We start from the raw sequence: 12,562 nt of genomic DNA on the forward strand, positions 1-12,562 counted from the left end.
AACCAATTCGGAGAGCGTCATGTTCAACCGCCTGACCATCGCCCAGCGCCTAAGCGCGCTCGTCGCGGCCCTGCTGGCCATCACCATCCTGATCAGCCTGTTTGGCCAACATGCGCAAAAAGGCATACTCGACGACTTCGCCACCACCTACAACGACCGGGTGGTCTGCCTGAAGCAGCTGAAAACCGTGGCCGACAGCTACGCGGTGGGCATTGTGGACGGCGCGCACAAGCTGCATGCCGGCGCCATCGACGCCGCCGGTTTTCTAGGCGGCATCGACGCCGCGCAGGCGGCGCTGAAAAAACAATGGGGCGATTACCGCGCCACCTATCTGACCGCCGAGGAAAAAACCCTGGCCGACCAGGCCGAGGCGGCGATGCGTCAGGCCGACGCCAGCGTGGCGCGGCTCAAAAGCCTGGCCCAGTCCGGGGACCGCGCCGCGATGCAACTCTTCCTGGACAAGGAAATGTACCCGGCCATCGATCCCATCGCCAACCGCATCGCCGCGCTGATCGACTTGCAGCTGCGGGTGGCGGCGGAAGAGTTCGCCAAGGCGCAGGAACGCGCCGCCGCCAGCCGCGCCGTCGCCATCGCGCTCTTGATCTGCGGCGTGGCGCTGGGCGCCGTGCTGTCGCTGATCATCATCCGCTCGCTGATGGCCGAGCTGGGCGGCGAGCCGCGCGACGTGGTGGCGCTGACCGAACGCATCGCCAACGGCGACCTCAGCCAAAGACTGCAGGTCAAGGCGGGCGATCAGCACAGCGTGATCGCCTCCATGGCGCGGATGCAGAGCGGCTTGATCCGCATGGTGCGCGCCATGCAGCAGATCATCAGCCAGCTGAGCGCCAACGCCACCGAGCTGGCGGCGGCGGCGGAGCAGGTGGCCGCCAGCGCGGAGGAACAGACTCGCGCCGCCTCGTCGATGTCGGCGTCGGTGGAACAGTTGTCGGTCAGCATCTGCTCGGTGGACGACAACACCACGGACGTGGCCACCGAATCCGTCTCCACCGGCGAACTGGCCACCCGCGGCGAATCCATCATCGACCAGACCCTGCACACCATAGAATCGGTGGCCGACATGGCGCGCGCCTCGCAAGACCAGGCCGACCTGATGAGCAGCCGCTCGCAGCAGATCGCCAACGTGATCCAGGTGATACGCGACGTGGCGGACCAGACCAATCTGCTGGCGCTGAACGCCGCCATTGAGGCCGCGCGCGCCGGCGAACAGGGCCGCGGCTTCGCCGTGGTGGCCGACGAAGTGCGCAAACTGTCCGAGCGCACCGCCCAATCCACCTCCGAAATCGGCGCCAGCATCCGCGAAATGCTGGATAGCAGCGCCCACGTGGTGCAGAACATCCACCACACCGTGGACCATATGGAAGTGGGGCTGCAACAGGCCAGCGACGCGCGCGCCGCCATCACCGGCATCAACGACAAGGTGGCCAGGGTCAAGCAATCGCTGAGCGCGATCTCGGTGTCCCTGCACGAACAGCAGGCCGCCGGCACCGGCATCGCCGCCAATGTGGAGAAAGTGGCGCAGATGTCCGAGGAAACCAGCGCCGCCGCCAGCCAGACCGCGGACTCCGCCAGCCAGATGGAACAGATGTCGCACGAGCTGCAATCCAGCATCAACTACTTCACCCTGCCTCAGGCCGGTCAAAGCCAGGGCGGCGAAACGCCGCTGCAGACCGGCCATTCGCTGGCGGCCGCCGGCTGAAGCGCCGCTTACCTCCTCTCCGCACTTGGCCTGGCGCTTGCCAGGCTTTTTTTTAGTCTGGCAATGGCCGGTGGCCTATGGGTCAGCCGGAGCCGGACTTGGCCTCAAGGTCATGCTGCATAGCAGCAATGTCGACAAGCGAACATTCTCCGCGCCCACACACGCTATCGCGACTGAAAACGCATAGTCTCCACGGCCAATCATTCGTTGGCGCTCCAAATTTCGTTCGTAAAAACAAAAAGCAGATGCCTTTCATTCGCATTCAGCGTCCATCTGACGTCAAATAACGGCTACTTCCAGCAAACCCATGTGCATGGCAGCATTGCAACAATATGACGAATTATTTTGCAATACCAATGAGATACCAATTGAGAACCAGTAAAAGACCAGATAGTTTTAGCGCAGGACATCCGCCAGAGGTGTCGCCACGTGATTGGAGTGACTGAAATGCCTAAGCCGACCAAGCTTGCCCTACTGCTGTTGACCGCCTTGCCCTGTGTCGTCATGGCGGCGGAAGACTCGATTCCGACCAACGACACCTCGCCCACCCAGGGCGCGCCGTCCACCTTCGAACCGGTGGACGTCTACGACTTGATCACCAAGTCCGAAACCACCGTCAGCGCCATCTATTACGGCCGCAACCGCCAGGCGGACTGGCCGGCCCCGCCCAATGGCAAGAACCGCGACGACATCACCGTCAACGCGCTCAACCTGGGCCTGAACTTCCGTTCCGGCTACGCCTGGAACAAGCTGGGCTTCGACGCCGCCGCCCACGCCGCCATCCGCCTGGACAGCGGCAAAGGCTGGTCGGAAGTGCTGAATCACGACGTCAACGACAGCTCCCAGCCCGGCGGCGTGGACAAGAGCGCCGCGGTCTTGAGCCAGGCGGCGCTGAAATTCCGCCAGCACGAGGACGGCCAGGGCTTCTCCGCCCGCGCCGGCTACACCCCGATAGGCATCGGCACCCTGGGCACCTCCGGCGGCCTGCAATCCCACGCCTACCGCGGCGTGGAAATGAAATACAAGTTCGGCGACTTCGAAGTGGGCTACGGCTGGGCCGACCAGTTCCGCAACGAATGGGACACCCGCTTCCGCGACATGAGCAACTCCTGGGAACAGGGCCGCAGCAACGGCAGCGCCGCCAAGCGCGTCGACTACGTCAACAGCCTGGGCTTCCGCTACGCGCCCAAGAACGGCTTCGTCGACGTCGGCGTAGGCGAAGGCAAGGACTACCGCCGCAACGCCCAGATCGCCGGCTCCTACTCCTGGCAGCTCAACGGCGACGACAAGCTGACCGCCACCGGCTACTACTTCACCGGCAAGTACCAGACCCAGCTCTCCGGCATCCAGAACCCCAAGAACGAATACCACGCCAGCGGCAGCGTCAGCTACGCCACCAACGGCTGGACGCTGATGGGCGGCCTGGGCTACACCAAGGCCCCGGACTCCGGCGAACTGAACTTCCGCATGACGCCGTGGGGCAATAGCGACAACCGCAACTTCATCCAGACCTGGGGCCAGCTGGACGACTTCGTCTGGGACGGCACCACCGTCTACAAGCTGGGCGTCAACTACGACCTGGCCAAGGTGGGCGTGCCTGGCCTGACCGTGGGCCTGTCCGGCAACTACGCCACCGGAATGAAAAACCCGGGCAAGGCGGATACCAAGGCGCACGAGGTGGACTTCAGCATCGGCTACAGCGTGCAAAGCGGCATGTTCAAGGGCGCCAGCATCGGCGTCTACCCGGCCTGGCTGCGCACCGACGGCTTCTACGGCAAATCCGACCGCAACGACGTCAAGGTGATCGCTTCCTACAGCAAGACCTTCTGATCCGCGCGGCCGGCCGGGGCCCTTCCTCCCCCGTCCGGCCGTCGGCTCACTGGCATTGAACTGGTCTCGCTTTCATTGACACCACTTCAATGCCACAATGCGGAAAAACGCCAATCAAATGGCATAACAACACAGCAAGTCCGCCGTCAGACTGGCCGCCCGCCAGCGCCGGCCTCCAAGGAGAAACCATCATGAAACTCAACGCCTTCGCTCGCGCCGCCCTGCTCATCGCCGGCTGCGCCGTCGCCCTGCCCGCGCTGGCCGCCGACAAACCGGTGCTGGAAGTGTGGACCATGAGCCTGTCGCCCAAATTCGACGGCTACTTCAAGGACCTGGTCGGCAAATACAACGCCCAGAACCCCAATGTCGAAATCAAATGGACCGACTACCCCTGGGACGTGATCCAGTCCAAGTTCACCGCCGCCGTCGGCGCCGGCAAACCGCCGGCCCTGGTCAACCTGAACGTGCCCTGGGCTTACGACTACAAGCAAAGCGGCCTGCTGCAGCCGCTGGACGGCGTAATCAACAAGGGCCAGTACGTGGACGGCGCGATCAAGGACGTGACCTTCGACGGCAAGGTCTACGCCTTCCCGCACTACAACGGCGCCAACGTCATCGCCTATAACGCCGAACTGTTCAAGAAAGCCGGCCTCAACCCGGCCAAGCCGCCCAAATCGCTGGACGAGCAGCTGGCTTACGCCAAAACCATCAAGGCCAAGACCGGCGTCGCCGGCTTCGCGCCGGCGCTGGGCCCCACCAAGATCGAAGGCTTTCTGATCCAGAACGGCCTGCCCTTGCTCAAGGACGGCAAACCGGTGTTCAACAGCCCGGCCCACGTGGCCATGCTGAAAAAACTGGGCGACGCCTACAAGTCCGGCGCGCTGCTGAAGGACAATCTGTTCGCCCAGGACAACTTCCAGGTGTCCATCGCCGCCTACAACAGCGGCCGCATGGCCATGCTGGTCACCACCCCGGCCTCGCTGACCCGGGTGCGCGACGAAGCGCCCAAGCTCTACCAGTCCACCCAGGTGGCTCCGGCGCCCATAGGCCCCACCGGCATCGCCGCCGGCGGCTGGATGTTCAACTTCGGCGTGGCGCGCAACGTCAACAAGGCGCTGCTGCCGGAAATAGGCAAGTTCGGCAACTACCTGACCAACGCCGACAACCAGCTCGCCTTCGCCAAACTGGCCGGCACCCTGCCCACCGCGCGCAAGGCGGCGCAGGACCCCTACTTCCAGAAAGTGGCCAATGACGCCGGCGCGGCGGAAAAAGCCGTAGGCGTGGCCGCCGCCAGTCTGGACAAGACCCGCACCATCTACCTGGCCGGCGTCAAGGATCCGGACGTGCTGTCCGCCCGCCTGGCCGCCGCGGTGGAAAAAGCCGTCACCGGCCGCCAGGACCCCAAGGCCGCGCTGGACGAGGCGGCGGCGTTCTGGAGCGGCAAGCTCTGAGAACGTGTTTACGATCTCGCGAGCGAAGACGAGACAAGGCGTTGCGGCTGAGAAAACGGGATGTACGCGTGCTACATCAGCATTTCGAAGCGGTACTCACCGTGTGACGTCTCACGACGCGCAGCAGATCGTAAACAGGTTCTGATACGCGCTTGAACGCGGCGGCGTCCCAGACCCCGCCCCCCCGCAACCCGCAGGCCGACGCCGCATCCCGGCGCCGGCCTGCCGCTACGTCACAAGGTTCTGCCCATGCGCACCAAGACCACGCTGCAAGCCTATCTGTTCCTGGCCCCGGCGCTGCTGCTGATGCTGGCGTTCTCCTTCTGGCCGGTGGGCTTCGGCAGCTTCATCGCCTTCACCCAGTACAATCTGATCGACAGTCCGCGCTGGGTGGGCCTGGACAATTTCCGCGATTTGTTCGGCGACGAACTGTTCCTGGCCTCGCTGAAAAATTCCGCCGTCTACCTGCTGGTGGTGCCGGTGATCCAGATCGTCGCCATGCTGCTGGCAGTACTGGTCAACAACCAACTGCCGGCGATCAAGTGGTTCCGCGCCGCCTACTACCTGCCCGTGGTCACCTCGGTATCGGTGATCGGCATCATCTGGAACTTCATGTACACCGAGGACGGCGTGCTCAACGCCGCGCTGCACTGGCTGCGGGTGATCAACGAACCGGTGGGCTGGCTCAACGACGACCGCATCGCGCTGTTCGCGGTGATGTTCATCACCGTCTGGCGCGGCCTGGGCTGGTATATGGTGCTCTACCTGGCCGGCCTGCAAGCGGTGCCGGCCGACATCTACGAAGCCGCGCAGCTGGACGGCGCCAACGCCTGGCAGCGCTTCTGGCGCATCACCGTGCCCCTGCTGGCGCCCACCATCCTGCTGTGCTCGGTGATGTCGGTGCTGGCCGCGGTCAAAGCCTTCGAAGAGGTGCAGATCATGACCAAGGGCGGACCGATGCAATCCACCTACACCGCGCTGTTCTACGCCTACGAGTTCGGCATCAAATCGCTGAACTTCGGCCGCGCGCTGGCCGCCAGCCTGGTGATGTCGGTGTTCTGCGTGGCGCTGGCCTGGTTGAACTTCCGCTATCTGCAGCCGCGCGACGCTTAAGGAAACGCCATGCACAACACCGCCACCCTCGCCGCGCCCGCCGCCCGCCGCCACAGCGCCCGGCTGAGCAAGCTGGCCGGCCGCGGCCTGCACTATCTGGTGCTGAGCCTGATCGCCGTCGTCACCGTCTATCCGTTCTGGTGGACGCTGGTCACCGCGCTGTCCACCGAGGGCGACGTGTTCGCCTTCCCGCCGCCCTTGCTGCCCAGCGCCCCCGGCCTGGACAACTTCAAGGAAGCGGTGTCCAGCATCGATCTGCTGGCCTTCTACAAGAACTCCGTCGTCATCGCGCTGGCCACCGTGGCCGGCACCCTGCTGGTCAGCGCGCTGGCCGCCTACCCGCTGGCGCGGATGCGTTTTCCCGGCCGCAAGCTGGTGTTCGGCGCCATCCTCGCCACCATGATCCTGCCCAGCGAAGTCAATTTCCTGGTCAACTTCATCACCGTGTCCAAGCTGCAGCTCACAGACAGCTACAGCGGCGTGGTGCTGCCCACGCTGGCGGGCGCGGTGGGCATCTTCCTGATGAAGCAGGCCTTCGAAGCCGTGCCGCAGGATCTGATCGACGCCGCCCGCGTCGACGGCGCCGGCGACTGGCAGATCTTCTGGAAAATCATGCTGCCGCTGTCGCGCCCGGCCTTGGCGGCGCTGACCATACTCACCATGGTGTCGGCGTGGAACCAATACATCTGGCCGTCCATCGTGATGTCCAGCCCGGACAAATTCCCGCTGTCGGTGGGCGTGCTCTACCTGTCCGGCGCCTTCAGCTTCAAGACCCGGGTGGTGGCCGCCGGCGCGGTGCTGACCGTGCTGCCCATCCTGCTGGTCTTCCTGTTCACCCAGCGCTACTTTCTGCGCGGATTCGATGGAGCCGTCAAATGAGCGATACCCTGCAACAACTGGCCGGCCAGGCGCTGATGGTGGACGTGGCCGGCCCGCGCCTGGGCGATGAGGAAGCCGCCTTCCTGCAACAGCTGGGCGCGCGCGCCATCTGCCTGTTCCGCCGCAATGTGCCGGACGAGGCCAGCATCCGCCGGCTGATCGCCGATCTGCAATGCGCGCTGGGCGAGGACATCCTGATCGGCATGGACCAGGAAGGCGGCGCGGTGATGCGCACCCTGTTCCTGCCGGCGGCGCCGTCGGCGATGGCGCTGGGCGCGGTGGACGACGCCGAGCTGGCCGAGAAAGTGGGCGCCGCGGTGGCGCGCGGCCTGGCCAGCCTGGGCGTGAACTGGAACTTCGCCCCGGTGCTGGACCTCAACAACAACCCGGCCAATCCGGTGATCTCGGAACGCTCCTTCGGCGAGGACCCGCTCAAGGCGACGCGGCTGGCGCGCGCCTGGATCAACGGCCATCTGTCCGAAGGCGTGGCCTGCTGCGTCAAGCACTTCCCCGGCCACGGCGACACCCATACCGACTCCCACCTGGACCTGCCGGTGGTGGACAAGCCCAAGGCCGAGCTGCGCGATTACGAACTGTCGCCGTTCGCCGCGCTGGCCGACCTCGCCCCCGGCATGATGAGCGCCCACATCCGCTTTCCCACGCTGGACGCGGACTGGCCGGCCACGCTGTCGCCGGCCATCTTGCAGCAACTGCTGCGCGAGCAGCTGGGCTACCAGGGCGTGGTGATCACCGACGGCATGAATATGAAGGCCATCCGCGAACGCTGGGGCCAGGCCCAGGGCAGCGCGCAGGCGCTGGCCGCCGGCGCCGACCTCAGCCTGGTGCTGCAATTCCCGGACGAAATGGAGGAGAGCAAGCAGGCCTTGATAGCCGCCGTCTCCGCCGGCCGGCTGAGCGAGGCGCGGCTGCAAGAAGCGGCCGCGCGCGTGGACGCGCTGATCCGGCGCTACCCCAGCCGTCAGCGCGATTACGACGCGGCGCAGCGCGCCGCCGACGCCGAATTGTTCGCCGACGCCTGGCGCCGCGCGTTGACCGCCCACGGCCAGCCGCAACGGCCGCCGGCCGGCGCCACGCTGCGCCTGGTGGTGCAGGACCAGGCGCCGTCCGACGGCGTGTCCGAGGCCGGCCTGTCCGCCGACGCGCTGATCGCTCGGCTGATCGCCCAGCTGTCGCGCCGCTTCAGCCTGGAAGTGATCCGCTACCAGCGGCGCGAGGAACTGGACTGGCGCCGGCTGCCTCAGGACGGCCGCTACACCGTGGTCGCCTCCACCACCCGCGAACGCTACGGCGCGCGCGAGCGCGCCGAATGGCGGCCGGACCTGCACCTGGCCTTGTGGAACCCCTACGCCGCCGCCGATCTCGACGCGCCGGCGCTGATCAGCTACGGTTTCGCCGACGCGGCGCTGGACGCCGTCGCCCAATGGCTGGCCGGCGAGATAGACGCCGCGGGCGCGCTGCCGGCGCGCCTGCACTAAAAGGATTCGATATGGCCCACCTCAAGCTCAGCAATATTAGAAAAGTCTACGACGACGGCAACGCGGTCATCCACGGCGTCGATCTCGCCGTCCGCGACGGCGAATTCATGGTCTTCGTCGGCCCGTCCGGCTGCGGCAAATCCACGATGATGCGCATGATCGCCGGCCTGGAAGACATCAGCGCCGGCGAACTGTGGATAGGCGGCCAGCTCGCCAACGACATCCAGCCGTCCAAGCGCGGCGTGGCCATGGTGTTCCAGAGCTACGCGCTCTATCCGCACATGACGGTGCGGGAAAACATGGCCTTCGGCCTCAAGCTGGCCGGCAAAAGCAAGCAGGAAATCGCCGCCGCCGTGCACCGCGCGGCGCTGACCCTGCAGATCGAACACCTGCTGGACCGCAAACCCAAGGCCCTGTCCGGCGGCCAGCGCCAGCGCGTGGCCATAGGCCGCGCCATCGTGCGCAAGCCGGAGGTGTTCCTGTTCGACGAGCCGCTGTCCAATCTGGACGCCGCGCTCAGGGTGCAGATGCGCATCGAACTGGCGCGTCTGCACAAGGAACTGGGCAGCACCATGATTTACGTCACCCACGACCAGGTGGAAGCGATGACCATGGGCGACCGCATCGCCGTGTTCAACACCGGCCGCATCGAACAAGTGGGCACGCCGCTGGAACTCTACCAGCGCCCGGCCAACCGCTTCGTCGCCGGCTTCATCGGCTCGCCCAAGATGAACTTCCTGCCGGCGGCCATCGCCGCAGACGGCCCGGCCGGCCTGGCGCTGGAACTGCCCGGCGGCCACCGGCTGAGCCTGCCCTTCCAGGGCCGCGCCGGCGACGCCGCCACCCTGGGCGTGCGCGCCGAACACCTGCGCTTCGCCGACGCCGGCGTGCCGGCGACGGTGCAACTGGTCGAACACCTGGGCGATGTGCAGATCGTCTACGTCCAGGCCGACGGCGTGGCCGAGCCCATCGCGGTCAAGCTGGGCGGCCAGGACGCCGCCCCACCGGCCGGCAGCGCCTGCCGCCTGGCGCTGGACGCCGAGCACTGTCATCTGTTCGACGCCCGGGACCAGGCCTTGCCCCGGCTGACGACTCAAGCGCAGGCCCAGACCGAGACGGTGTGAACAACGGCAGCGCATACGCAAAAAGGACGCGATCGCGTCCTTTTTCATTTATCCACAGAAAACCTTATCCTGCCGTTTTATCCACAAGCCGCCATCGCCGCGCGACGATGCTCGGCTCAAAGCAGGCCTGCGCCACTTACCCACAAGCCGGCGTCTTCACGCCGCTTTATCCACAGCGGCCAGTTCAAAGCTCGCCCGCGCCGCGTCCAGTTCGAAACGCAGCAGCCTTCCGGCATGCGGCCGCAGTTGCTCGGCCAGCCAGTCCATGCCCGCCGCGCCGGAAGGAAACCCCTGATCTGGGCGCTCGCTGACGAAGACCACGTCGCGGCTGCCGGCGTCCAGCTTGAACAGGTCCGACTCCAACCAGTTCAGACAGCGGCACACCACCCGCCGCTCGCCGTTCAGCCACACCGCCTCGCCCGGCTGCGGCGTTTCCGCCTGATCCCGTCCCAGCGGCAGGAAGGACTCGTCGCCCGCCGCCAGATCCAATTGCAATACGCCGCCCAGCTTGGCGATGTCCTCGCCGCCAAACGGGCTCAGGCTCGACAAGGACGCCTGATTGTACAAGTCCACCAGCGGCAGAATGCTGCGCAGCTTGTCCTTTTGCGCCGCCTTGACCAGGTATTCCAGCGAACAGCGCGCCTTCTTGTCGCCAGGCAAGTCCTTGTACAACTGCTTCCAGGCTTGCAGCAACGCATCCAGATCGCGCTCCGGCTCCGGCAGCGTCGGCAAGCGCGCGGGCAAGGCGGCGGCGTCTATCTCCAGCGCGATCAGGCCGCTGACCTGGATCTGCGGTAGACGGGACAATAAGGCGGGGCTCAGGGCAATCTGCATCTCGGACTTTCCACGGTTGAATCCGCCTCAGCATAGGCCCGCCGCGGACAAAGGGGAAACGCGTTTTTTTGCTGGGGTATTAGTGAAACTGAATCCATTATGATTTCTGGCTGCCCATTCAATAAAAACCATTACTGCCAACAAATAACCCATCATTAAAAACAAGCAAAGCATCAATCATTTTTAATGTATTTATTTTTTTATATAAACGCAATGGAATGCAAATAGAAATACTAGTCTTTAAGCCAGTTGCCGGCACCTACCATTAAATAAATCATCATTATTTTTAAATAATCAGGGGTGCAATCATGGGAACTTGGCATCAAGTTGCACTGGATGGGAGTGTGAGCCAAAAAGGCGGAGTATTGAAAGCCACCAGCAAAATCACCTGCGACAATATAAAAGTGGGTCAGACCGGCGATATTGTCGAATATCCGGACGGCAGCACCGCCATCGTCAGCGCTGGCTGCGGCCACGCTTTCTATAACAGGGAAACCGGTAAATCGCTGGCGCTGATAGGCAGCCCGCTCAGCAACGGCGACAAGATCCATTCGGGCCCGCCCAGTGGCTTGCGCTTCCTTGATGAATACGAAGGGAAACCCATCCCCGGCTTCTTGGACCCTGACTGGAGCCCGGACCTTGTCAAAGAGATATAACTGCTGCCTTGGAGCAAGCACCACCGCCGGCGGCGTCATCGTAGCCGCCAGCGGGCAAGGACGCATCGAGGGCAGGGAACTGGCCGTTGAAGGCGACCCCATTCATTGTCCGGCCTGCAACCGCCTAGGCCGCATCCTCTGCGTGCCGCCGCGGACATCGGAAATCTGGCATGGCAAACAAGCCGCGCTGGAGGGCGATCTGTGCATCTGCCAGTGCGAACCGCCGCCCAAACTGATCGCCAATCAAAAGCTGAAAAGCAATTCGACCGATGAAGGCGAACCTCCGCCTCCGCCGCCTGGACATGCGGCAACACAGGACTATGTCTCGCCCTACCGCTTCGAAATCCAGTACCAACTGGTCAGCGAGACAACAGGCAAACCGCATGTGGGCATGCCTTATCGCATAGACCTGCAAGACAAGACCTTCAGAACCGGACTGACGGATTCGCTGGGCATGACCCAACTCATCGTCAGCACCCTGTGCATGAACTCAACCTTGACGGCCCCCTACCATGACGACAATACACAGACCTTTGATGGCGAGATCGGAAGCGACGCCTGTTGTAGTGACGATTCCTGAACCCGAACTCAGCGGCATGGCCTGGGTGGAGCGCTATCCAGCAAGTGCTAGCATTTCTGAACTGGAGCCGACTTTCCAGGCCAATGTCCGGGCTTTTGTTGAGGCATTGAAAGCGGCAGGAGCAACTGTGCGAGTAGCGTCAACTTATAGACCGGAAAAACGGGCTTACCTTTTTCATTGGAGCTATCTAATTGCTAAGAAAAAAGTGAAACCAAATAAAGCTGTTCTACGCCCTGATATCCATATCCTATGGGATCATGGTAATGATGAGAAATCCATTTCTGCTGCAAGAGCCATGGCTCAGTACTTTGAAATTCTTCACTTAGGCACTATTCCAGCACTTAGAACACGACATACTATGCGCCAAGCTATTGATATGAGTATCACTTGGTCAGGCGATTTGATAATCACCAATAACGATAGCTCGATCATAACAATCAAGGCAACACCTCGTACTGGCATGAACAAGGAGTTACACGCGGTCGGGGCCACTTATAATGTCGTAAAATTCAAACTTGGCTCAAAAGACAAGCCTCATTGGTCCGTAGATGGAAGATAATATGAAACAATCAGTCACGATATTAATATTAATGCTAACTTTAAACAATAGTTACGCCAGTAATCTCGAAAAAAAAGAGATACAGGTATTTTTTAAAAATGCTCAGATTTGTGAACATTTATCCGGGGAGGTCAGTGGAGGGTATAAGGCAAAAGCTATTGATATCAAAAATGCTAATAAATATTGTGGAACAGCCAAGCGGCAAAGGAAAAAATTGTTGGAAAAATATAAAAATGATGAAGAAGTAATAAAAGCAATTAGGGAGTTTGATGAAACACTTGACCCAAAATATTGAAGAATAATAAAAATATCCGTTTATGAGT

General features: G+C 62.7%; 12 protein-coding genes. 11 read left to right on the forward strand and 1 reads right to left on the reverse strand.

The window, feature by feature from the left end:
* Window positions 1-19: 19 nt before the first annotated feature.
* From JC616_RS23990 to JC616_RS24020, 7 genes are all read left to right on the forward strand, one after another.
* Complete coding sequence (locus JC616_RS23990; RefSeq protein ID WP_107801325.1) at window positions 20-1,717, forward strand: methyl-accepting chemotaxis protein; 1,698 nt, start codon at window positions 20-22, stop codon at window positions 1,715-1,717.
* Window positions 1,718-2,164: 447 nt separating this feature from the next.
* The gene (locus tag JC616_RS23995) at window positions 2,165-3,547 is read left to right on the forward strand and encodes an OprD family outer membrane porin (protein ID WP_107801326.1); all 1,383 of its coding nucleotides are present in this window, start codon (window positions 2,165-2,167) and stop codon (window positions 3,545-3,547) included.
* A gap of 191 nt (window positions 3,548-3,738) precedes the next feature.
* Window positions 3,739-4,998, forward strand: coding sequence for an ABC transporter substrate-binding protein (locus tag JC616_RS24000; protein ID WP_227105885.1), 1,260 nt, complete (start codon window positions 3,739-3,741; stop codon window positions 4,996-4,998).
* 249 nt (window positions 4,999-5,247) lie between these two features.
* Window positions 5,248-6,111, forward strand: coding sequence for a carbohydrate ABC transporter permease (locus tag JC616_RS24005; RefSeq protein ID WP_107801328.1), 864 nt, complete (start codon window positions 5,248-5,250; stop codon window positions 6,109-6,111).
* Between the two features lie 9 nt (window positions 6,112-6,120).
* Entirely contained in the window at window positions 6,121-6,990 is an 870-nt protein-coding gene (locus JC616_RS24010; RefSeq protein ID WP_107801329.1) for a carbohydrate ABC transporter permease, read from the forward strand.
* Window positions 6,987-8,486, forward strand: a complete 1,500-nt coding sequence (nagZ, locus tag JC616_RS24015) for a beta-N-acetylhexosaminidase (protein WP_227105887.1) — start codon at window positions 6,987-6,989, stop codon at window positions 8,484-8,486. Before JC616_RS24010 ends, nagZ begins: the two co-directional genes overlap by 4 nt.
* 11 nt (window positions 8,487-8,497) lie before the next feature.
* A complete protein-coding gene (locus JC616_RS24020) occupies window positions 8,498-9,610 on the forward strand; it encodes an ABC transporter ATP-binding protein (RefSeq protein ID WP_227105889.1) in 1,113 nt (370 codons plus the stop codon).
* Window positions 9,611-9,766: 156 nt separating this feature from the next.
* Here JC616_RS24020 and JC616_RS24025 read toward each other — a convergent pair whose 3' ends face one another.
* Complete coding sequence (locus JC616_RS24025; protein WP_227105891.1) at window positions 9,767-10,444, reverse strand: B3/B4 domain-containing protein; 678 nt, start codon at window positions 10,442-10,444, stop codon at window positions 9,767-9,769.
* 308 nt (window positions 10,445-10,752) lie between these two features.
* Here JC616_RS24025 and JC616_RS24030 point away from each other — a divergent pair, with 308 nt between their 5' ends.
* From JC616_RS24030 to JC616_RS24045, 4 genes are read left to right on the forward strand one after another with little or no spacing between them, the layout of a single operon-like run.
* Complete coding sequence (locus tag JC616_RS24030; RefSeq protein ID WP_227105893.1) at window positions 10,753-11,100, forward strand: hypothetical protein; 348 nt, start codon at window positions 10,753-10,755, stop codon at window positions 11,098-11,100.
* Window positions 11,084-11,680 (forward strand): PAAR domain-containing protein, encoded by a 597-nt coding sequence (locus JC616_RS24035; RefSeq protein WP_227105895.1) that lies wholly within the window; start codon window positions 11,084-11,086, stop codon window positions 11,678-11,680. The genes JC616_RS24030 and JC616_RS24035 overlap by 17 nt, the downstream gene beginning before the upstream one ends.
* Window positions 11,637-12,239, forward strand: a complete 603-nt coding sequence (locus tag JC616_RS24040) for a M15 family metallopeptidase domain-containing protein (protein WP_227105897.1) — start codon at window positions 11,637-11,639, stop codon at window positions 12,237-12,239. The genes JC616_RS24035 and JC616_RS24040 overlap by 44 nt, the downstream gene beginning before the upstream one ends.
* Before the next feature lies 1 nt (window position 12,240).
* Window positions 12,241-12,534 (forward strand): hypothetical protein, encoded by a 294-nt coding sequence (locus tag JC616_RS24045; RefSeq protein WP_227105899.1) that lies wholly within the window; start codon window positions 12,241-12,243, stop codon window positions 12,532-12,534.
* The last annotated feature ends 28 nt before the right edge of the window (window positions 12,535-12,562 follow it).

Source organism: Chromobacterium rhizoryzae, from assembly GCF_020544465.1.
GTDB lineage: Bacteria > Pseudomonadota > Gammaproteobacteria > Burkholderiales > Chromobacteriaceae > Chromobacterium.